We start from the raw sequence: 21,704 nt of genomic DNA, 5'->3' as shown, positions 1-21,704 counted from the left end.
CCATGTATCAGTTGTCAGCCAGTTATTGTCCTGTATAGCTCACCCGGTAGATCTTGCCTGCATGGTCGTCGGAGATGAGCATTGCGCCATCGGGCGCCACGGCGATGTCCACCGGCCGGCCGCTCACGTCGTCACCCTGCAGGAAGCCGTCGATGAACGTGGTCGTCGATACTTCCTGGTTGCCCTGCAGCGTGACGAGGCTGACCTTGTAACCGATCTTCTGCGTGCGGTTCCACGAGCCATGTTCGGCCACGAACACCTGGTTGCGGTATTGCGACGGGAATTGCGTGCCCGAATAAAAGGCCAGGCCGAGCGGCGCCACGTGCGGGCCGAGCTTGGCCACGGGGGGCGTGAATTGCGCGCAGCTGCGGCCGACGCCGAACTTCGGGTCCGGCACCACGCCGCCATGGCAGTACGGGAAACCGAAGTGCATGCCCGCCTTCGGTGCCACGTTCAGTTCGCACGACGGGTTGTTGTCGCCCATTTCATCGGGACCGTTATCGGTGAACCACAAATCCTTCGTGACCGGGTGCCACGCAAAACCGACGGTGTTGCGGATGCCGTTGGCCACCATCTCCCAGCCCGAACCGTCCGGGTTCATGCGCCAGATCTTCGAGTACACCTCGTCGTCCTTGTCGCAGGTATTGCAGGGCGAGCCGACGGGGATGTACAGCTTGCCGTCCGGGCCGGCCTTGATGATCTTTTCGCCATGCCATTTGTCGTTCGGCAGGTCGTCTTTCACCACCTTGTAGGCCGGCTTGTTCGCATAGGTCTTGTCGATCGCGTCGAAGCGGATCACGCGCCCGATCTCGGCAACGTACAGCGCGCCGTTCAGCAGCGTGACGCCGATCGGGTTGTCCAGCCCCGATGCGATGGTGACGACCTTGTCGGCCTTCCTGTCGCCGTTTTCATCCACCACCGCATACACCTTGCCCGCCTTGCGCGAACCCACGTAGACGATGCCGGACGGCGACACGGCCAGCGAGCGGGCCGTGTCCACGTTCTCGGCATACACGGCAATCGTAAAGCCCTTCGGCAGCGTCAGCCGCGCCAGGCCGTCGTCCCTGCCGGATTGCGCTGTCTCGGGTTGCGCTACCACCGGCGCCGCGGCCTTGGCCTTGCGTCCGCCCGGCGCCACGTAGTCGGCCAGCGCGGCGATCTGCGCCTTGTCCAGCGTGCCCTCCCAGCCGGGCATGCCCTTGTCCGGCAAGCCCTTGGCGATGACCTTCGACAGGTTGGCCCGCGTCGGCGTGCCGTGCAGCCACTGATTGTCCGCCAGGCTGGGAGCCGTCGCGCCTTCCAGTTTCACGCCGTGGCATGACGCGCAGTTGTTCTGGTACAGGCGGGCAGCGTCCACGGACGGCGCGGCATGCGCCATGGCGGCGAGGCCAAGCAGCGCAAAGGGCAGGGCAAACTTCATCGAATACTCCGGTCGGGTTGACAATCCCGCCATCATAAACTCAAGCGGCGTTGGCCTCCAGCATGAGATGTTCGATATCCGAAACTGCCGGCGGGGTGGCGCCCGCACCGATGCACGCCGCAGCGCCGGCCGCCGCGGCGAAGCGCAGGTGCTCGCCCGGGGCGCGTTCCGGCCAGGCCAGCTGGCTGTACGCGAATCCCGCGATGCTCGCGTCGCCGGCGCCCACGGTGTCCGCCACCGGCACCACGAATGCCGGCGTATGCCATGCGGTCTCGCCCACGTGCAGGGAAGCGCCATGTTCGCCCCGCGTGTACAGGTATTGCGCCGCCGGATTGAAACCGCGCAGTGTGGCGAACGCGCCCTCGATGTCATCGGTGCGGAACAGGCCGGCCAGGTCTTCGTCCGACACCTTGACCACGTCGGCCAGTTCCGTCATCGCGCGCAGCGTCGGGTCGTAGCGCTCGTCCATCAGCAGCCGCCAGTTCGGGTCGTAGCTGATGCGGATGCCGGCGCGTTTCGCTTCCCGCGCCAGTTCCACCAGCCGGCCGGCCAGCGGCTGGCGCGCCAGGCTGATGCCGCCGAAATGCATCCAGCGGCAGTGCGTGCGCCATTGTCCGGGCAGCGCCTGCGGGTCGAAGTGCAGGTCGGCGCTGTCGTCGCCCACGAAGAAATAGGTGGGCGGCGCGAGCCGGTGCACGATCGCCAGCAGCGGCGATTTGTCCAGGCGCTGCAGGAAGCGGGCATCGAGCCCGGAGTCCATGGATGCTTCCCACAACGCGTCGCCGAACACGTCGCGGCTGATCGCGCCGGCAAACGCGGTGGGCACGCCCAGCTTCGCCATCGCCCGCGCCACGTTCCATGTCGAGCCCCCCGTGCGAGCGGTCCATTGCGTGCGCGCCCCATCGGCCACGATCAGGTCCGTCAGCGCCTCGCCGGCCGAAATGAAGACCGGTTCCTTCATTTCAGCACCGCCAGTACTTCGTAGCAGGCGCCCATCGTGTGGTAGTCGGTCTTGCCGGCCGGGCTTTTCTCGTCGGTCAGTTTGGTATTGTCCGGACCCAGGATGCGGTACCAGGCGCCATGCGCGTGGTCGACGAAATGCTCCCAGCTGTATTGCCAGAGGCGGTCGTACCAGTCCCAGAAGCGCCGCTCGCCGGTGCGCGCGGCCAGCAGGGCGGCGGCGGCAAGGCTTTCAGCCTGCACCCAGAAGTATTTATGGCCATCGCAGATCGAGTCGTCCGGCGCGAAACCGTAATGGATGCCGCCATGCCGTTCGTCCCACGCTTTCGCCAGCGCGGCATCGAAGAAGTGGATCGCACGCGGCACCAGCCAGTCGGACGGGCCGGCGAGCTGGCCCGCATGGCGTTCCAGGATCAGCAGCAGCTTGGCCCACTCGGTCAGGTGGCCCGGCTGGTAACCCCACGGGCGGAAGATGTTGGTGCTGTCGTGGCGGTTGTAGTCGCCGTCGACCGTCCAGTCGTCCCGGTAGTGTTCCCACACCAGGTCGTCCGCCAGTGCCGCCTGGCGCACGGCGATGTTGCGCGCCAGCGTTTCGGCGCGGTGCAGGTAACGCACGTCGCCGGTCGCATCGAACGCGGCCAGCATCGCCTCGCACGAGTGCATGTTGGCGTTCTGCCCGCGGTAGGACGAGACTTCCCAGCTGGCCGATGCTTCGTCCGCGTACAGGCCATGTTCGGGTTCCCAGAAGCGCTGCTCCATCAGCTCGTACGTTTCGTCGAGCCAGCCGCGCGCCTCCGCCACGCCGGCCTGCAGTGCATGCGCATAGGCCAGCACCACGAACGCCAGGCCATAGCAATGATTCGTGGCGTCGGTCACGGTCTTCGCGCCGTCGCGCCAGTCCAGCTGCCACGCATAGCCGCCGGTGGCGGGGTCGCGGTGCACGTCGCGCAGGAAAGCCAGGCCATGGCGCACGCGCTGAAGGTCCGCCTCGTCATGGAAGTGGCGGTACGCCATCGCGTAATTGAAGACAAAGCGCGTGCTGCTCACCAGGTGGCGCGTGTGGGCGTCGTAGACGGTGCCGTCGTCCTTGTAGAAGTGGTAGAAGCCGCCACTGGGGTCGACCGAGCGGGGATCGTAGAAGTTGCGGGTGTCGCGGATATGCCGCAGCAGCGTTTCGCGGGAATGAAAATCTGGTAACATCGGTTGTCCGTTTCAAGAGGTTTTTCCGCAGCACCCGTGCCATGGCCGGCATCGGAATCGCGCCAGCGGAAATCGTTTCATATCGTGTGTCCCAGGCATCGCGCATCGGCGGATCGCGCATGCGGGTCATTTCATGGGCAAACAGCCGCCCCTCCGCGGCCCTTCAGCCGCGGCATTACAGCGCAACGAGTACAGGTTCGTCGCAGTGGTTCCCCCGATCAGTCAATCCCGCGGCCGACCCGGCAGCTGACCCGGCAGCTGACCCAGTTGCCAAGCCAGCAGTCAATTCAGCAGTTGAGCCAGCAGCCGAGTCAATACCTGGGTCAGTACCTCGGTCAGCAGACGGTGCTGGTGCGCACCACCAGCTCGACCGGCGCAACCTTTTCCACCGCTTCGCCGGTGCGGCCGTTCAGCAGCAACTCCACGCCCAGCGCCCCCAGCTCCTTCTTGTTGATGCGCAGCGTCGTCAGCGGCCGGTGGCCCAGCACCGCGGTGGAGATGTCGTCGAAGCCCACGATGGCCACGTCATGCGGCACCTTCAGGCCTTTCGCCAGGCAGCAGCGCATCGCCACCAGCGCGGCGCTGTCGTTGTAGCAGAACACCGCGTCCGGCGGTTTCGGCAGCGCGAGCAACGCTTCCATCGCTTCCCATGCTCCCTGTTCCAGCTCCACGCCATCGGGCAGCGGCGCTTCCAGCCGGGGATCGGCCAGGATGCCGGCATCGAACAGCGCCTGTCGGTACCCGCGCGCGCGCTCGCGGATGCTGTAGTGCGACAGCGACCCGCAGATGAAGCCCACGCGCTCGCGCCCGCGTTCGATCAGGTGCTTCGTGGCCAGGTAGCCGCCCATCATGTTGTCCGGATTGACCGAGCTGTAGCCGCGCAGCTTCATGTCGATCAGCACGATCGGCTTGCCGGTGGCGCGCAGTGCCGACAGCAATTCGGGTTCGAAGAAGCCGGCGCACACGATGGCGTCCGGCGCATGCATGCGCAGCTGGTCCACCAGGCCGTCGGCGGGGCCGACCGCCATGAACGACAGCACGATGCCCTGCTTGCGGCACGCTTCCTCCGCCCCATGCAGTACGGGCGAATAGAACGGGCTGCTGGCGGCCGTGTTGTGCTGGCGGTGCAGCAGGAACGTGAGGCGCCGCAGCCGCTTCGGCCGCAGCTTGCAGAAGTCGTAGCCCAGGACGCGGGCCGTTTCCAGTACTTTCTGGCGCGTGACCTCGGTCAGCCCCGGCTCGTTCTTCAGGGCCCGCGAGATCGTTCCCGCCGAAACGCCGGCGGCGCGTGCGATGTCGCGGATCGTAACGCCGCCCTGCGCGACGGTGGCGGCCGTCATGGACGGCCTCCCGCTGGAAATGTGCTCATGGATCGCCTCCGTTGTGGTTGAGCGGCGTCGGGCCTGGGCGCCCCGACCGCTCTTTATGGCCACAGTCTTGCACAGCCGCTCGGGCATGGTCAAACAACCAGCGGCCGGGGCGCGGCAGTTTAGTCGCATTTACTAAACAAGGTGGGCAACCGTGCTCCATGCTGCGGCGCGCCATGGCAATGGCCGGGGAGGACTGTTTAGTGAACGACGCTAAACTGGGCCCGTTTTGCCGATCGTGTTTGACCGGCCCCGGACGCTTATGGAGAATCGTTGCCATAACAACACCCGGCTTCCGCCGGATACCAGGAGACGATCGATGGCACAGATGTCACCCGCGGCCCTTGCGCCGCAGGGCAACGCTCCCGCGCAGCCCCAGCAAACTTTCCCCCTCGTCGTGATCACCGTGCTGTTCTTCATGTGGGGCCTGCTCACATCGCTGAACGACGTGCTGATTCCCCACCTGAAGTCGGTCTACACGCTGAACTACGTGCAGGCGATGCTGGTGCAGTTCTGCTTCTTCGGCGCCTATGCCATCGTGTCGCTGCCGGCCGGCGCCCTGATCCGCCGCATCGGCTACAAGCGCGGCGCCGTGGCCGGACTGATGGTCGCGGCGCTCGGCTGCGCGCTGTTCTACCCGGCGGCGACGAGGGGCTACGGGCTGTTCCTGTTCGCCTTCTTCGTGCTGGCGGCCGGCATCACCGTGCTGCAGGTGGCGGCCAATCCGTTCGTGACGGTATTGGGGCCGCCGGCCACGGCATCGAGCCGGCTGACGCTCACGCAGGCGTTCAATTCCCTGGGTACGACGATCGCGCCGGCACTCGGCGGCATGCTGATCCTGGGCGGCGTCATGGCCGAATTCGACGTCAGCCAGCTGTCCGGCGAGGCGCTGGCACGCTACCGGCTTTCGGAAGCGGCGGCCGTGCAGGGGCCGTATCTCGCGCTCGCCGCCGCGTTGCTGGTGCTGGCCGTATTGTTCGCACTGGTCCGGCTGCCGGCGATCACCCACGCCGACGACACGCCGCGGGCTGCCGGCGGCTCCGTGCTCGCGCACCGCCACCTGGTGCTGGGCGCGATCGGCATTTTCCTCTATGTGGGCGGGGAAGTGGCGATCGGCAGCTTTTTGATCAACTTCATCGGCGAGCCGCAGATCGCCGGCCTGGATCACGGCGCGGCGGCGAAATATGTCAGCTATTACTGGGGCGGCGCCATGATCGGCCGCTTCATCGGCTTTGCCGTGATGCGCAGGGTAAGCCCCGGCAAGGCGCTGGCGTTCAACGCCATGGCCAGCATCGTGCTGCTGCTGGTGGCGATCTTCGGCTCCGGCGCAACGGCCATGTGGGCGGTGATCGGCGTGGGCCTGTTCAACTCGATCATGTTCCCGACGATCTTCAGCATGGCGCTGTACCGGCTGGGCGCCCAGACGGGGCAGGGCTCGGGCATCCTGTGCATGGCCATCGTCGGCGGCGCCATCGTGCCGTTCGTGCAGGGGGCGCTGGCCGACGCGATCGGGCTGCAATGGTCGTTCTTCGTGCCGGCCGCCTGCTATGTCTTCATCCTGTACTTCGGCATCCGCTACGCGCGCATGTATGTCGACGAATAACTGTCGACCAATAACTGTCGGCCAACAAGCGTCGACCAACGAGCGAGAGAGAAATCCATGAAGCACGACGCAGCAATCCTGCTGGCGCTGGCGGCACTGCCATGCCTGGCCGCGGCAGCCGAGCCGGCCCGGCCATGGCTGGACAAGAGCCTGGACCCCGACCGGCGCGCCGCGCTGGTCCTCAAGGAAATGACGCAGAAGGAAAAGCTGAACTGGGTGTCGAGCCATTTCGGTGCGGACCACGGCGGCAACAAGACAAGGAAGGTGCCCGAAGCGCTTCCGTTCTCGGCCGGCTACGTGCCGCCGCTGCCGCGCCTGGGCCTGCCCGCGCTGTTCCTCACCGATGCCGGTATCGGCGTGGCCACGCAGAATACGACCACGCCGCGCGAGCGCACCGCGCTCCCTTCGGGCATCGCCACGGCGGCCACGTGGAACCGCAAGCTGGCCTATGAAGGCGGGCGGATGATCGGCTTCGAGGCGCGCGCATCCGGCTTCAACGTGATGCTGGCCGGCGGCATGAACCTGATGCGCGAGCCGCGCAACGGCCGCAACTTCGAGTATGGCGGCGAGGATCCGCTGCTGGCCGGCGTGATGGTGGCCGAGCAGGTGCGCGGCATCGAGTCGAACCACGTCATTGCCACGATCAAGCACTACGCGCTGAACGCCCAGGAAACAGGAAGGTTCGAGCTCGATGCCCGCATCGACTTGGCGGCGCTGCGCATGTCCGACCTGTTCGCGTTCCAGGTGGCGCTGGAAATGACGGATGCGGGATCGTTCATGTGCGCCTACAACCGCCTGAACGGGCCGTATGGCTGCGAGCACCCGTGGCTGCTGAACACCGTGCTGAAGGGCGACTGGGGCTTCAAGGGCTTCGTGATGTCCGACTGGGGCGCCACGCACAGCACGGTGGAAGCAGCCAACGCGGGGCTGGACCAGCAGTCGGGTTTTGAATTCGACCGCTCCCGCTACTTCGGCGGCGCGCTGGAAGAAGCGGTGGAAAGCGGGTTCGTGCCGCAGAAGCGGCTCGACGACATGGCGCTGCGCATCCTGCGCACGATGTTCGCGAAAGGTGTCGTCGACCACCCGGTGCAGGAGGGCGGCGCGATCGACTACGACGCCCACGGCCGCATCAGCCAGGCCGATGCCGAGGAGGGCATCGTGCTGCTCAGGAATACAGGCAACGTGCTGCCGCTGTCGAAAGAAGTGAAGAAGATCGCCGTCATCGGCGGTCATGCGGACAAGGGCGTGCTCGCCGGAGGCGGTTCGTCGCTGGTGTATCCGCGCGGCGGCAACGCCGTGCCCGGCCTGCTGCCGGCCACATGGCCCGGGCCGATCATGTATTACCCGTCGTCGCCATTGAAGGCGATCCAGGCCCGCGTGCCGGGTGCCCGGGTGACATTCGACGATGGCACCGATCCGGCCCGCGCTGCGCGTGTGGCGGCGGATGCGGAAGTGGTGCTGGTATTCGCCACGCAGTGGGTGGGCGAGGCGCTCGACGCCACGTCGCTGGCGCTGCCCGACAACCAGGATGCGCTGATCGCCGCCGTTGCCGCCGCCAACCCGAAGACGGCCGTGGTACTGGAGAACAGCGGCCCCGTGCTGATGCCCTGGGTAGACCGCGTTGCCGGCATCGTCGAGGCATGGTATCCGGGTACGAATGGCGGCGAGGCGATCGCCCGTGTGCTGTTCGGCGAAGTCAATCCCTCCGGCCGGCTGCCCGCCACGTTCCCCGCGGCCGAATCGCAATTGCCGCGGCCGAAGCTGGACGGCGACCCGGCAAAGCCTGAAGAGCGCTTCACCGTCGATTACCACGAAGGCGCCGCGGTCGGCTACAAGTGGTTCGACCTGAAGGGCCACAAGCCGCTGTTCCCGTTCGGCCACGGCCTGTCGTACACGCAGTTCGGCTACAAGGACCTGAAGGCGCAACTGGTGGACGGCAAGGTGCAGGTGCGCTTCACCGTCACCAACACCGGTGGCGTGGCCGGCAAGGACGTGCCGCAGGTGTACGTGTCGCCTTTGTCCGCGAAATGGGAGTCCCCCAAGCGCCTGGCCGGCTGGGACAAGGTGGACCTGGCCCCCGGTGCCAGCGCCAGCGTGACGCTGGCCATCGACCCGCGCCTGTTCGGCATGGTGAAGGGCAGCGCCAGCACATGGCACGTGGCCGGTGGCCGCTACCAGGTGAAGCTGGCCCGCCATGCCCTCGATGACGCGGCGCATACCGTAACGATTCAATTGCCTGCCCAGGTGCTCGATGTGGCAGGCCGCCCCCTGAAGACGAAAACGAAAGGATGACGATGAAAAAAACGATCGCACTGGCAGCCTCGCTGCTGATGATGGGCGCCATGGCGGCTGCTCCGGCTGCCTCGGCGGTGGGCCCCGAGTTCGTGGCCGTGAAGAAAACGCAGTTCACCCGCAACGGCCACCCGTACTACATCGCCGGTGCCAACTTCTGGTACGGGGCCTACCTGGGCGCCAACGACCGCCCTCGGCTGCTGAAGGAGCTCGACACGCTCAAGGGCATGGGCATCAACAACCTGCGCGTGCTGGCTGTGTCCGAGAAGACGGACATGAAGAGCGCCGTGCGCCCGGCCACCACCAGCGAACCTGGCAAGTACGACGAGCGCCTGCTGGCGGGCATGGATTTCCTGCTGGCCGAGATGGCCAAGCGCGACATGACGGCCGTGATCTACCTGAACAATTTCTGGCAGTGGTCGGGCGGCATGACGCAGTACCTGAACTGGTTTGCCGGCACGCCCGCGCTGGACCCGAATGTGACGAAGGACTACGAGACCTACATGCGCGAGACGGCGCGCTTCTACACGAACGAGAAGGCGCAGGCCGAGTACCGCAACGTGATCCGCACCTTCATCAACCGCAAGAACACGGTGACCGGCAAGCCGTACGCGGGCGATCCGGTGATCATGTCGTGGCAGCTGGCCAATGAGCCGCGCCCGGGCAATGCCAGCTCGACGCCGCAGGAAAAAGAAATCTACGTGAAATGGATTGCCGACACGGCTGCCTATATCCGTGGCCTCGACAAGAATCACCTGGTCAGTACCGGCAGCGAGGGCCTGGCCGGTTCGGCGCACGATGCCGCGCTGTTCGAGAAGGCGCACGCGTCGAAGGATGTCGACTATCTCACCTATCACCTGTGGCCGAAGAACTGGGGCTGGATCGACTCGAAGCGGGTGGACGCCACGTGGAGCGGCGCGCTGGAGAAGAGCAGCCACTACCTGAACGTGCACATCGACTACGCGAAGAAGATGGGCAAGCCGATCGTGCTGGAGGAATTCGGCATGGACCGCGACGGCGCCTCGTTCGACATCAAGTCGTCGACGAATGTGCGCGACCGCTTCTACAAGGTGGTGTTCGACGTGGTGGTCGGCCGCGCCGAGAAGGGAGATCCGGTTGCCGGCTTCAACTTCTGGGCCTGGGGCGGTGCCGGCCGTGCGGCCAATGCCGACTACTGGTGGAAGGAAGGCAATGACCTGATGGGCGATCCACCGCAGGAAGAGCAGGGCCTGTATTCCGTGTTCGATACCGACAAGTCGACGATCGCGCTGATCCGCCAGTATGCCGATCGCCTGCATGCGCTGGAGCGCAAGTGAAGCATCTCAGCGCTGTGCTGCCGATGGGCGCCGGGACCGCATGCAGCGGCTGACGGCACCCTAAGCAGGGATGGCGGGGTATTATTCCGCCATCCGTTCATGTACTGTCAAGGAGACTGGGTTGAAAAAGAAGGCATTGCTGCTGGCGGCGCTTGCCGCGCTGGGATTTGCGGGGTCGGCGTCGGCCGAGGGGCGCTCGTGCGCGCTGAACGTGGAGCCGCGCACGGTGGAATACCCGTGGATGTCGATCGCGCGCTGGCACGAGATGAACGACGGCCTGAAGGCGCGTGCCGCGCAGGGCGATGTCGACGTGCTGTTCCTCGGCGATTCGATCACGGAGATGTGGGACAGGAGTGCGTGGGACAGCCGCTTCGGCAAATGGCGCGCGGCGAACTTCGGCATCGGCGGCGACCATACCGGCAACGTGCTGTGGCGCCTCAAGAACGACGGCATGGACAAGCTGCGGCCGAAGGTCGTGGTGCTGCTGATCGGTGTGAACAACTTCGGCCTGTGCAACGAGCAGCCGGCGCAGGTCACCAGCGGCGTGAAGGCCGTCGTCGCGGAACTGCGCACGCTGTATCCGGATGCGAGGATACTCCTCAACGGCATCCTGCCGAACGGCGAATCGGCGAACGACGAGCGGCGCGCGAAGGCGAAGGCCGTGAACCGCGAGATCGCCGCGCTCGACGATGGCCGGCACGTGTTCTTCCGCGATTACGGCACGCGCTTCCTGCAGGCGAACGGCGATATCGCCAAGGAGACGATGCCGGACTTCCTGCACCTGACGCCGCAGGCCTACGTGACGTGGGCGGATGCGATGGCACCGGATATCGAGAAACTGCTCCGGTGAAGCGTCCCGGACGATGGCTGGTCGCCGGCATCGGCCTGGCCGCGCTGTGCGGCGGTGCCGGTGCTGCCGAGGCGGTGCTGGCCGGTGGCGACGCCATTGCCCGGATGGGGCGGATGGCCGATTCCGCCGACGGCGGCGTGCGGTTTGCGTATCCCGGCGTGTCGTCGTTCATCCGCTTCGACGGGAGCCGGCTGGTGCTCGACGCGTCCACGACGGGCGACAAGAGCTACCTCGATGTGATCGTCGACGGTGCATTCGCGCGGACCGTGCATCTGTCCCGTGGCCGTGGCATCCATGTGCTGGCGGACGCCTTGCGGGCCGGCCCGCACACGGTGCAGGTGCTGCATCGTTCCGAAACGTGGCACGGCATCGTCACGCTGCACGGCTTCACGACCGATGGGCATGTGCTCGCGCCGCCCGCGTTGCCATCGCGCCGCGTGCTGTTCCTGGGCGACTCCGTCACCTGCGGCGAAGCGCTCGAACGCACACCGCCCGGCCCGAAGCAGCCCGTATGGTGGAACCCGCGCCTGTCCTATGGCATGCTGGCAGGCGCCGCGCTTGGGGCGCAGGTGCAACTCGTGTGCCACGGTGGCCGCGGCCTGGTGCGCAGCTGGAACGGCCGCACCGATGAATTCAACCTGGACCGCTTCTACGAACTGGCCATCGCCGCACCCGACGCGCCCGAGCCGTGGAGCCAGCAGCGCTACGCGCCCGACCTGATCGTCAGCGCGATCGGCACCAATGATTTCAACGGGGGCACGCCCGACCGCACGCAATACGTGGATGCCTACGTCGCCTTCGTCCGCACGCTGCTGCGCGACCACCCGCAAGCCCGGATCGTGCTCACCGAAGGCGCCATCCTGGACGGCGACAAGAAGGCCGCGCTGACCGCGTACATCACCGCCACCATCGCCCACGTCGGCAGCCCGCGCGTGCACCACATTCCCTCCCGCCATTACCCCGGCGACACCCAGGACGGCCACCCCACGCGCGACCAGCACCGGCAAATGGCCAACGACCTCGTCCCACCGCTGCGTCAACTGATGAGCTGGTAGCAAACCAACACCGGGGACAGTCCCCTTTTCCTGGAAACATTTCCTAAAATCGGGGACAGTCCCCGATTTCAGGAAACCTTCCGCTACTGAACTATTTTGCAAAGTGAGCTTGTCTAGTCAGGCCGCATCGATCCGTCGGTTGCCGGCGCCAGCACTTCGGATCGCATGGATATGAGCGGGGTCGAGTGTTTCCGAGAACAGTTTCCGGTAGCTTGCATACCGCAATGCCGAATCTGTGCCCAGGCCGAGATATGTCATGTGCGGCTTCAATAGGTCGTCGACCAGCAGACCTGCATTGCCCGCGTAGCTCGACCAGCGGTATCGCCCCAGTGACTCCACGATCTTTGCGCGAACGGGATTGAGTTCGATATAGCACTGGCACGTCAACAGATATGCGTCATTGGTGATAGGCGAGGAGTGGAATCTGTCTTCCCACAGGCTGCCAGTACGCTCCAGGCGGCGATTGATGTATTGCGCATATTTCTGCGCTACACCTTTCATCAGTGGTGCGAGCATCGTTACGTCATCCATCGTAATCAGCAGGTGGACATGATTCGTCATTAGCACGTAGGCATGAATCGCGCCGCCATAGAACAACGAATATTCGCGCAAGTATTCGAGGTACACGAGGTAATCCGAAAGCTGAAAGAAACAGGGCTGGCGGTTGTGCCCTCGTTGCGTCAAGTGGTGAGGATGGTCCGGGACCAGGATGCGGGCGTGGCGTGGCATGGGTGGCTCCTTCAATGCAAGATGCTCAACTGTGGCATCCAACACCACAACCGCGTCTGAGCTAACTCATTGCGTCGTACGGAACCAACAAAAACGTTTCCAAAAACCGGGGACAGTCCCCAATTCCAGGAAATATTTCCGGGGATGAGGGACAGTCCCCGGTTTTAGGAAACAAAAAAGCCGCGCGGAGCGCGGCTGTGAAGTGACACCAGAGAGATCAGTATTCGGCGCCGATCCGGAAGCCGAACATGCGCGGTTCGACGAAGTAGGCTTTCATGAAGCCGCCGTAGACGGATTCGCGGTTGAGCGCGGCGTGCTTGTTCGCGGCGTTGCGCACGTACAGCTCCGCGTGCCACTTGTCGTTCGGCGAGTCGAGGCGGGCCGAGATGTCCGTCATCGCGTAGGCTTTCTGGTAGCGGCCGACCACGTCGAAGTCGGAGTTGCGCAGGTCGAAGTAGGCCTTGTCGCGCCAGTTCACTTTCACGTACGGCGTGATGCGGTAGCCGTTTTCAAGCGCGAACTCCTGCGAGAAGTTCAGGTTGACCTGGAATTTCGGCGTGTTCGGCAGGTGGTTGCCGTCGATGTTGTACAGGCGCCGGCCCTGCAGGTTTTTCTCGGGGCCCGTATAGGCGGATGGGCAGGGCGGCAGGCCAAGCTCGGTGCGCACGTCGCACTGGTAGTCGTCGGAGAACTCGGGGAAGTCGTGCACGTCCGTGTTGATGTACGCGAAGCCGCCGCCCAGGCGCGCGCCGCGCCATGGCCGGTAGTCCCATTCCAGTTCCAGGCCCGGGATGTCGACCTTGCCGACGTTGATCGTGCGCCAGCTTTCATACACGTCGCACTTCGGCTGGTCGGCCGGGCAGGGCAGGCCGTTGTCCGGAATGATCTGGTTGACGAAGTAGGTGCCGGTCAGCTGCATGTCCTTGTACTTCATCCAGAATGCGGTGGCCGACAGCGACAGGCGGTTGTCCAGGAACTTGCCCTTGTAGCCCAGCTCGTAGTTGGTAACCGTTTCGGGGCCGTAGGGCATGAACGTCACGACACCGGGATTGCCATCGGCGCACAGGTGGTAGTTGCAGCTGTCCGACTTGTCGGCGAAGCCACCGGCCTTGTAGCCCGTCGAGACGGAGGCATATGCCATCTGGTTCGGCGTCATCTGCTTTTGCAGGCCCACGCGCCACGTGACCTTTTTCCACGTTTCCTTGTGGTCGTTCGACGTGGGCGAACCATACAGGTGATACGCGGCGACGCTGCCGCCCATCGCGTGCGTCAGGTCGGTGCCGTTGTGGACATGGAAGCCGGGGGTGCCGGGAGTGCCCTGGCTGTACAGGCCATTGTAGTAGGCCGGGTCGCCCTTCCAGTTGGCGCCGTAGACTTCGCCGCCCTTGTCTTCCTTGCTGTCCTTGCTGTAGCGGGCGCCGAGGGTACCCGTCCATGTCGGCATGAACTTCCAGTCGGCCTGCGCGAACACGGCCTTCGCATCGACCTGGCGGTTCGGCTGGTGATACAGCACGGAGCCCACGTCGCCGTACGGCTTCTGGATCGTGTTGGTCTGCTCGTAGTCGATGCGGTTACGCTCGTGCATCCAGAACAGGCCGGCCACGTATTGCACGTTGCCCAGCGTTTGCTTCAGCTGCGCTTCGTGCACCGTCGACAGGTAGCGCGACGACAGCGTGCGGTGGAACGAGTCCGTCAGCGGCCAGGTGCCCCAGTTGCCGTCCACCGAATTCGGGTAGGCGCCGTTGATCTGGAACGGCGCGGCGTGCTGCATGCCGAACTCGTCGTCGGTGCGCTCGGAACGCTTCTGGTCCGCCACCTGGAACGTGTAGTCGAACGTGGTGTTCTGGTTGATCGCCCACGACACACCGGTGCGCAGCGTGCGGATCTGCATGTCCACTTCGCCGGGCACGTTGACCAGCAGGTCCCACTTGCCCGTGCCGGGCGCGCAGGTGTAGCGCGTGCCGGCCGACGCGTCGCAGTCGCGGAACGCGGCGCCGCCGGCGCCGTTGTCCTGGAAGTGCTCGTAGGCGGCCTTCAGCGTGACATCGTTGTTGACCTTGTACAGGGCCGACAGGCGCGCCGCCCACTGGTCCTGGTTCGTGTAGTACTTGTCCTTGCCGATCACCGCGTTGAAGCGCTGGTCGACGTCCGGAATGCCATCGGGCACCCAGCCCAGCTGCGGTGCGTTCGCTTCGGACAGGTCGCGCATCTGGTTGGCGTAGCCGTCGCGCGTGACCTTCATGAAGGTGCCGCGCAGGGCCAGCTGGTCGTTCACCTTGACGTTCTGGACGAGGGTGACCTGCTTCTTGCGGTAATTGCCGATGTCGATATGGGCCTTGCCGTAGTTGCCGGAAAAGTCCGGCTTGGCCGAGATCACGTTTACGCTGCCGCCCGTCGAATTGCGGCCGAACAGCGTGCCTTGCGGGCCGCGCAGCACTTCGACCTGGTCGACGTCGAACATCAGCGCCTGCGCGCCCTGCGGCCGCGGCGAATACATGCCGTCGACGTGGAAGCCCACGGCCGGGTCGCCCGTCTCGGTGAAGTTGGTGGACGTGATGCCGCGGATCGTGATCTGCACCGCCGAATCCAGTCCGGTGCTCTGGATGACGACGTTCGGGATCTCGCCGGTCAGGTCCGCGAGGTTGGTCGCGCCCTTGCGCGTGAGCTGCTCCTGGCTGAACGCCGACACGGCCAGCGGGGTTTTCAGCAGCGACGTCGAATAGCGCGTCGCCGTCACCTTCACTTCGGGAATCTGGTCGCCGCCGTTGGTCGGGCCCAGCGTGGGGGCCTCGGCCGCCGGCGTGTTGTTCGGATCGGCCGCAGCACCGCCAGCCTGTGCGTGCGCGGATAGCGGTGTCACTGCCGCGACCAGGGCGCAGGCGCTGGCAACGGCAATGCTCATCAGGGTTCGCTTGGTAGAACGCATTTCGTCTCCTTGGAATATTGGCCGGGAACGGCCTTTTTGTCGGGACGAGTATTCATTTTTAAAAAAGCAAGATCAAGCGATTCCCAAAATGCCGTTGCTGTTTAATCCGGTTTACTAAACAGCGATGGCTTGCCGGCTGGCGTGCCTGCCAGGCCCGTGTGAATCCGGCCCCGCCTGTTGCGTGAAGGAGGGCCTCGGGCACGGCCAGGCGGCCAATCTTGTCGCCTGGACCGCGAATCCTGCATTTCGTCGCAACCTGCAAACGGTCGCACACTACGCGGGTTAACATGCCACCATCGCCCCAACATTCCCGGAAGGAGCATGACAATGACGACCGCACCGATGATTTGCCGCGCCTTCCGGGGCCAGCCGGCACACGCCGCCCGCTGAAACCAACCCGAGAACCGCAAGGACGCACCATGCACAAACCCCTCAGCTTTGCCTTCCTGATGACAACCCTGTGGCTCTTGCTCGGCACGGCCAGTGCCCAGGAAGCCACCGAGACCAGGAGCGTCGATGCCAGGGTGGTGCGGGTCAGGCTCGATGGGCTGGTCAACCTGAAGCTGAGCCAGGGGGCCGAGCCGTCGCTGCGCATCGTCGGCGATGCGCGCCATGTCGGCAGGGTGATCGCTGTACAGACCGGCGACACGCTGCAGCTCGACAGCGACACCAACGCCGGCAAGATCGGCCGGGCGTCGCTGCGCGCCGAACTGGTGCTGCCGCAACTGCGCGAACTGGTGTCCGAAGGCATGGGCACGACAGAGGTCAGCGGCTTTTCCGGCGACACGCTCGACATCACGCTGGACGGCGCCGGCAGCGTGAAGATCGCCAGCGCATTCAAGCGCCTCAAGGCGAGCCTGTGCGGCATGGGCAGCATGCACCTGTGGGTATCGGACAGCGAAGACGTCGAGGTCGATCTGCGCGGCGCCGGCTACGTGACGCTCGGTGGGCGCAGCAAGATGCTGCGGGCCTCGCTGGGTGGGCTGGGCGGCCTGAATGCGCAGCAGTTCCAGGCCGACTCGGTGGACATCGACTTGTCGGGCCTGGGCAACGCCACGGTCAATGCGCGGACGAATGCCAACCTGCACCTGTCCGGCCTCGGGTCGGTCACGGTGTATGGGAAGCCGCTGAACCGTAACGTCAGCGTCGACGGGCTGGGCAAGGTCAGCTGGAAATAGCGGCAGAGAGTGACAGAGAGCGACGGACCGGGCTCGAAGCTCGGACGGGACGGAAACAAGTAAAAGAACGAATCCCATTTCGCAATGAAAAAACTAGGACGACTCATGATGGCGTTCGCCGCCTCCACCGTGATCGCGCTGGCCTTGCAGGGCAGTGCGATCGCCGGCTTTGCCGAGGGCGCAACCGCCTACAACAACCGCAACTACTCGCTCGCCTACAAGGAAATCCTGCCCCTGGCACGGGCCGGCAATGCCGATGCGGAGCACCTGATGGGCCTGATGTACTACATGGGGCGCGGCGTGCAGCAGGACTATAAACAGGCGCTGATGTGGCACCGCCGCGCGGCCACGCGCGGCAAGGCCGATGCGCAGTACGTGGTCGGCGCGATGTACTACACGGGAAACGCGGTGATCCAGGACCACAAGCAGGCCGTCACGTGGTTCCGCAAGGCGGCCGAGCAGGGCCACGCCGATGCGCAGCAGGTGCTGGGCCTGATGTACCGGTACCACATCGGCGGCATGCCGCAGGATAACGTGATCGCTTACATGCTGTGGAACCTGGCCGCCGCCGGCGGCAACCCCAACGCCGCCGAGCAGCGCACCGCCGTCGCCAAGAAGATGACCCCGGAGCAGATCGAGGAGGGCCAGGCCCTTTCCGCCGCCTGGCGGCCCGGCAAGCTGTTGCCGCGCACCTCGCGTACCGGGGGGTGACGCGGGGGTTTCGCGAAGCACTGCTTCGCGCCCGCGGAACGACGCAGCCTTGCAAGGCTGCGGCTGGATGCATGAACAGATGGGCAGATATTTCGCGAAGCACTGCTTCGCGCCCGCGGAACGACGCAGCCTTGCAAGGCTGCGGCTGGATGCATGAACAGATGGGCAGATATTTCGCGAAGCACCGCTTCGCGCCCGCGGAACGACGCAGCCTTGCAAGGCTGCGGCTGGATGCATGAGCAGTTGGGCAGGAGAACCGACATGCGAATGAAACATTGGAGGTACTGTACTGTCGTTGCCGGCTTGACCGCAACGATATTCGCCATTGCCGCGCCGCCAAAGACAGAGCGCTTCCTCGGCACCGGCCGCGCATGCTACGGCGCGCTGACCATTACACCCGGGGCAATATCCTGGTCGACGCCTTTCAGCCGATGTGAGCCCGTGCACTTCCAAGTCATCGAACAGGACCGCGGACGAACGACCTACCGGATGAAGCAGATTGCGTCGGAATGCCGGTACCAGGTCGTGTCGCTGACGCACCGAACTGCGGAAGGGCCTGACCACGGATGGAACGCCATCGGCTACACCGATGAACTCAGCTATCGTCAGCACAAGGCCAGCGGGTTTTCCAGCAACCAGCCCAAAACGCTATCCTGCTACGTGATCCGCGACCCCGACCCAACCGGCCCGCTGGACTGGTAATTCCACGATCAGGCTGCGCAGGCAAGGAGCGGTGCTCCCCGAAACCCCGGTCCGTCCCCATTTTCCAGGCAATGTTTCTCGAAAAATGGGGTCCGTCCCCATTTTCGAGGCAACACTCGCGCCTTCTGCCGAAACAGCCTCCCTGCGCTAAAATCGCCCTTTCCCCAGAAAGGACGACCATGCGCGCAATCGAGATCACCAAGGCCGGCCCGCCGGATGTACTGCGGCTGTGCTACCGCGACAAGCCCCAGCCCGGTCCGGGCGAAGTGCTGATCCGCGTGCACGCGGCCGGCATCAACCGGCCGGACGTGTTCCAGCGCCTCGGCAGCTACGCACCGCCGCCGGGCGCCTCGGACTTGCCGGGCCTCGAAGTTGCCGGCGAAGTGGTCGAGGGCGATTTCGCCAATAGTGGATTCCAGGCCGGCGACCTGGTCTGCGCGCTCGTGCAGGGGGGCGGCTATGCGGAGTATGCGGTGGCGCCCGTCGAGCAATGCCTGCCGGTGCCCCAGGGCCTGTCGCTGATCGAGGCCGCATCGCTGCCGGAAACCTATTTCACGGTATGGAGCAATGTGTTCGACCGCGCCCGGCTCGGTGCCGGCGAGTCGCTGCTGGTGCAGGGCGGCACGTCCGGCATCGGCGTGACGGCGATCCAGCTGGCCAGCGCGCTGGGACACCGCGTGTTCGCCACGGCGGGCAGCGACGACAAGGCGCGGGCGTGCGAGGCGCTGGGCGCCGAACGGGGCATCAATTATCGCCGCGAGGATTTCGGCGCGATCGTCAAGCAGCTCACCGGTGACAACGGCGTCGACGTCATCCTCGACATGGTCGGCGGCGACTACCTGCCGCGCGAAATCAACTGCCTGGCCGACGATGGCCGCATCGCCATCATCGCGCTGCTGGGGGGCGCCAAGGGCACGCTGGACATGGGCCAGGTGCTGCGCCGCCGGCTGACCGTCACCGGCTCCACGCTGCGGCCCCGTTCGGTTGCCTTCAAGGCCGCGATCGCGGCCCAGTTGCGCGACAAGGTCTGGCCGCTGCTGGCGTCGAAGAAGATCCGCCCGGTGATCTACGAGAGCTTCCCGCTCGAGCAGGCGGTGGAGGCCCACAAGCTGATGGAAAGCAGCACCCACGTCGGCAAGATCATGCTGCAGGTGACGTAAGGACAACGTCACCGCCCGGTCACGGCCGGGCGCTACATTACTCATGTAGTCGAGCATTGCGCGTTTGACCCTGTATTGCCGAGCACGTTACAATCGCGAGTTACCTTACAACTCAAACAACTCGGACAGCCATGCGTCGCAAACTCGTCATCGGAAACTGGAAGATGAACGGCAGCCTTGCCGCCAATTCTGTATTATTACGCGGGATCGCGGAAGGTCATGCCGAAAGCAATGTCGATCTGGCTGTATGCGTTCCGGCGCCATACCTGGCGCAGTGCCAGGCGGAGCTGACGGGAACCCCGGTCGCCTGGGGCGCGCAGGATGTATCGGCCTATGCGGCCGGCGCGTACACGGGCGAAACCGCAGCCTCGATGCTGCAGGAATTCGGCTGCCGTTATGTGATCGTGGGCCATTCCGAACGCCGCGCTTACCACCACGAAAGCAACGAACTGGTGGCGCAAAAGGCGCTGGCCGCGCTGAACGCGGGGTTGACCCCGGTGGTCTGCGTGGGCGAAACGCTGGAAGAACGCGAAGCAGGGCGCACCAACGTCGTGGTTTGCGCGCAACTGCAGGCGGTGCTGGACGTGCTGGAAAACCCGGCACTGGAAAAAATCGTGCTGGCCTACGAGCCGGTGTGGGCGATCGGCACCGGCAAGACGGCCACGCCGGCGCTGGCGCAGGAAGTGCACGGCGCGCTGCGCAAGCAGGTGGCTGACCGCAGCGCGACCGCGGCCGCACAGTTGCAGATCCTGTATGGCGGCAGCATGAAGCCGGAGAACGCGAAAGACCTGATGGCGCAACTCGACATCGATGGCGGCCTGATCGGCGGCGCATCGCTGAAGGCGCCGGATTTCCTGGCGATCGCAAAGGCCGGAAACCGGACGGGTAACTGAACAAGAAAAAAGTCCGGTTATCAGGCCGGCAATCGCATTAGTAACAGCTGGTAACGAGTAAAAGGCGGCCATGCCGCCAGGGCAAGAACATCCCGGCAACGGGTGGAGCAAGCGGGCCGCAAGCCCGCGCATTTATAAACTGAGAGTGAAATAACATGAACACCTTGTTCAATCTGGTCGTGGTGGTGCAGGTCCTGTCGGCACTGTCGATCATCGCCCTCGTGCTGATGCAGCACGGTAAAGGCGCCGACATGGGCGCCGCGTTTGGTTCCGGCTCGTCCGGCAGCCTGTTCGGCGCCAGCGGGTCGTCGAACTTCCTGTCGAAATCGACGGCCCTGGCGGCGGCGATTTTCTTCAGTGCGACACTCGGCCTCGCAGTGATGTCCAATGGCCGTACCGCGAGCACTGGTGGCGGGCTCCTGCAGAACGTGACCGTGCCGGTCAAGGGTTCGGCTGCGATCCCGGCGGCAACGCCTGTCGCGCCGGCGGCTGCCGATGCGGGCGTGCCGCCTGCGTCGAATGCGGGCGTTCCTGCCGCTACGAACGAGGGTGCTGCGGAAGGTGCTGCGGAAGGTGCTGCACCAGTCGCGCCTGCTGCGCCGGCTGCACCGAAGTAAACCAGATATTTTTTAAGTTTTTGCCGTTTTTCTCTTTGATATCGCGCAATTCACATTAACAAACTGCGCAAAGACGAGTAGAATAGCGGCCTTAATGCCGACGTGGTGAAATTGGTAGACACGCTATCTTGAGGGGGTAGTGGCGCAAGCTGTACGAGTTCGAGTCTCGTCGTCGGCACCAGAAATTTGAGAAGCCAGCAAAAGGCCCAGGAGTTTGTCCTCACAGCCTTAGCTGGTTTTTTTACGAGGATGTGTCGTTCGGTCCCCGTCTCAGCGTTTGATCGGGGTCGAGCGTTGCAAGCTGCACCGCAATGGTGTGGCGCCTCGCCAACCGGTCGTTCAACAACAGCTGTGACCCTATCGTGAACCTCGAAACTTATTTCCCCGTTCTTTTATTCATCCTGGTAGGCATCGGTGTCGGTGTCGCGCCCCAGATCCTGGGTCGCCTGCTTGGCCCGTATCGCCCGGATGCGGCGAAACTCTCCCCCTACGAGTGCGGCTTCGAAGCCTTCGAAGATGCGCGCATGAAATTCGACGTGCGTTACTACCTCGTCGCAATCCTCTTCATCCTGTTCGACCTGGAAACGGCATTCTTCTTCCCGTGGGGCGTCGCCATGCGCGACCTGGGCTGGCAGGGCTACGTGACGATGATGGTGTTCATCGCTGAATTCGTCGTCGGTTTTTGGTATATCTGGAAGAAAGGTGCCCTTGATTGGGAATAAGCC

The 21,704-nt window shown here is 64.7% G+C and carries 18 protein-coding genes and 1 tRNA gene; 13 read left to right on the top strand and 6 right to left on the bottom strand.

Translation table 11 applies throughout. The features are described from left to right. Window positions 1–22: 22 nt before the first annotated feature. The 4 genes from ACY65G_RS02565 to ACY65G_RS02550 form a co-directional block, all read right to left on the bottom strand. On the bottom strand, window positions 23–1,420 hold the full coding sequence (locus ACY65G_RS02565; RefSeq protein WP_464995789.1) for a DUF7133 domain-containing protein: 1,398 nt from the start codon (window positions 1,418–1,420) through the stop codon (window positions 23–25). Window positions 1,421–1,460: 40 nt separating this feature from the next. Continuing rightward, the gene (locus ACY65G_RS02560) at window positions 1,461–2,381 is read right to left on the bottom strand and encodes a carbohydrate kinase family protein (RefSeq protein ID WP_464995788.1); all 921 of its coding nucleotides are present in this window, start codon (window positions 2,379–2,381) and stop codon (window positions 1,461–1,463) included. After that, the gene (locus ACY65G_RS02555; RefSeq protein WP_464995787.1) at window positions 2,378–3,580 is read right to left on the bottom strand and encodes an AGE family epimerase/isomerase; all 1,203 of its coding nucleotides are present in this window, start codon (window positions 3,578–3,580) and stop codon (window positions 2,378–2,380) included. The genes ACY65G_RS02560 and ACY65G_RS02555 overlap by 4 nt, the downstream gene beginning before the upstream one ends. Window positions 3,581–3,915: 335 nt before the next feature. Next, entirely contained in the window at window positions 3,916–4,920 is a 1,005-nt protein-coding gene (locus tag ACY65G_RS02550) for a LacI family DNA-binding transcriptional regulator (RefSeq protein WP_464995786.1), read from the bottom strand. A 355-nt stretch (window positions 4,921–5,275) separates the two neighbouring features. Here ACY65G_RS02550 and ACY65G_RS02545 point away from each other — a divergent pair, with 355 nt between their 5' ends. The 5 genes from ACY65G_RS02545 (at window position 5,276) to axe2C (ending at window position 12,063) form a co-directional block, all read left to right on the top strand. Beyond that, entirely contained in the window at window positions 5,276–6,550 is a 1,275-nt protein-coding gene (locus ACY65G_RS02545; protein ID WP_464995898.1) for a sugar MFS transporter, read from the top strand. A gap of 57 nt (window positions 6,551–6,607) precedes the next feature. After that, window positions 6,608–8,842, top strand: coding sequence for a glycoside hydrolase family 3 C-terminal domain-containing protein (locus ACY65G_RS02540; RefSeq protein ID WP_464995785.1), 2,235 nt, complete (start codon window positions 6,608–6,610; stop codon window positions 8,840–8,842). Window positions 8,843–8,844: 2 nt separating this feature from the next. Continuing rightward, window positions 8,845–10,158 (top strand): glycoside hydrolase 5 family protein, encoded by a 1,314-nt coding sequence (locus ACY65G_RS02535; protein ID WP_464995784.1) that lies wholly within the window; start codon window positions 8,845–8,847, stop codon window positions 10,156–10,158. A 121-nt stretch (window positions 10,159–10,279) separates the two neighbouring features. Then, the gene (locus ACY65G_RS02530) at window positions 10,280–11,008 is read left to right on the top strand and encodes a GDSL-type esterase/lipase family protein (protein ID WP_464995783.1); all 729 of its coding nucleotides are present in this window, start codon (window positions 10,280–10,282) and stop codon (window positions 11,006–11,008) included. Continuing rightward, window positions 11,005–12,063: a bifunctional acetylxylan esterase/glucomannan deacetylase AxeC2 gene (axe2C, locus tag ACY65G_RS02525; RefSeq protein ID WP_464995782.1), complete on the top strand. Its 1,059-nt coding sequence runs from the start codon at window positions 11,005–11,007 to the stop codon at window positions 12,061–12,063. The genes ACY65G_RS02530 and axe2C overlap by 4 nt, the downstream gene beginning before the upstream one ends. A gap of 117 nt (window positions 12,064–12,180) precedes the next feature. Here axe2C and ACY65G_RS02520 read toward each other — a convergent pair whose 3' ends face one another. Both ACY65G_RS02520 and ACY65G_RS02515 read right to left on the bottom strand, forming a co-directional pair. Continuing rightward, on the bottom strand, window positions 12,181–12,792 hold the full coding sequence (locus ACY65G_RS02520; RefSeq protein ID WP_464995781.1) for a transposase: 612 nt from the start codon (window positions 12,790–12,792) through the stop codon (window positions 12,181–12,183). A 217-nt stretch (window positions 12,793–13,009) separates the two neighbouring features. Then, window positions 13,010–15,718, bottom strand: coding sequence for a TonB-dependent receptor (locus ACY65G_RS02515; RefSeq protein ID WP_464995780.1), 2,709 nt, complete (start codon window positions 15,716–15,718; stop codon window positions 13,010–13,012). A gap of 419 nt (window positions 15,719–16,137) precedes the next feature. On the opposite strand from ACY65G_RS02515, the gene ACY65G_RS02510 reads away from it, so the two are divergent. The 8 genes from ACY65G_RS02510 (at window position 16,138) to ACY65G_RS02475 (ending at window position 21,701) form a co-directional block, all read left to right on the top strand. After that, window positions 16,138–16,896 (top strand): GIN domain-containing protein, encoded by a 759-nt coding sequence (locus ACY65G_RS02510; RefSeq protein WP_464995779.1) that lies wholly within the window; start codon window positions 16,138–16,140, stop codon window positions 16,894–16,896. A gap of 105 nt (window positions 16,897–17,001) precedes the next feature. Then, on the top strand, window positions 17,002–17,607 hold the full coding sequence (locus ACY65G_RS02505; RefSeq protein ID WP_464995778.1) for a tetratricopeptide repeat protein: 606 nt from the start codon (window positions 17,002–17,004) through the stop codon (window positions 17,605–17,607). 261 nt (window positions 17,608–17,868) lie between these two features. Then, window positions 17,869–18,309, top strand: a complete 441-nt coding sequence (locus tag ACY65G_RS02500) for a hypothetical protein (protein ID WP_464995777.1) — start codon at window positions 17,869–17,871, stop codon at window positions 18,307–18,309. Between the two features lie 179 nt (window positions 18,310–18,488). Continuing rightward, a complete protein-coding gene (locus ACY65G_RS02495; protein WP_464995776.1) occupies window positions 18,489–19,469 on the top strand; it encodes an NAD(P)H-quinone oxidoreductase in 981 nt (326 codons plus the stop codon). A gap of 131 nt (window positions 19,470–19,600) precedes the next feature. Next, window positions 19,601–20,362, top strand: a complete 762-nt coding sequence (tpiA, locus tag ACY65G_RS02490) for a triose-phosphate isomerase (protein WP_464995775.1) — start codon at window positions 19,601–19,603, stop codon at window positions 20,360–20,362. 155 nt (window positions 20,363–20,517) lie between these two features. Next, entirely contained in the window at window positions 20,518–20,979 is a 462-nt protein-coding gene (gene secG, locus ACY65G_RS02485; protein WP_464995774.1) for a preprotein translocase subunit SecG, read from the top strand. Window positions 20,980–21,075: 96 nt separating this feature from the next. Next, window positions 21,076–21,160: transfer RNA gene (locus tag ACY65G_RS02480), tRNA-Leu, on the top strand. Between the two features lie 181 nt (window positions 21,161–21,341). Then, window positions 21,342–21,701 carry an NADH-quinone oxidoreductase subunit A gene (locus tag ACY65G_RS02475; RefSeq protein WP_464995773.1) on the top strand — a complete coding sequence of 120 codons (360 nt, stop codon included), beginning with the start codon at window positions 21,342–21,344 and terminating at the stop codon, window positions 21,699–21,701. Window positions 21,702–21,704: the final 3 nt, after the last annotated feature.

It is taken from the genome of Pseudoduganella sp. jia 12 (assembly GCF_055502675.1).
This window is presented reverse-complemented; position numbering and strand designations above follow the sequence as displayed.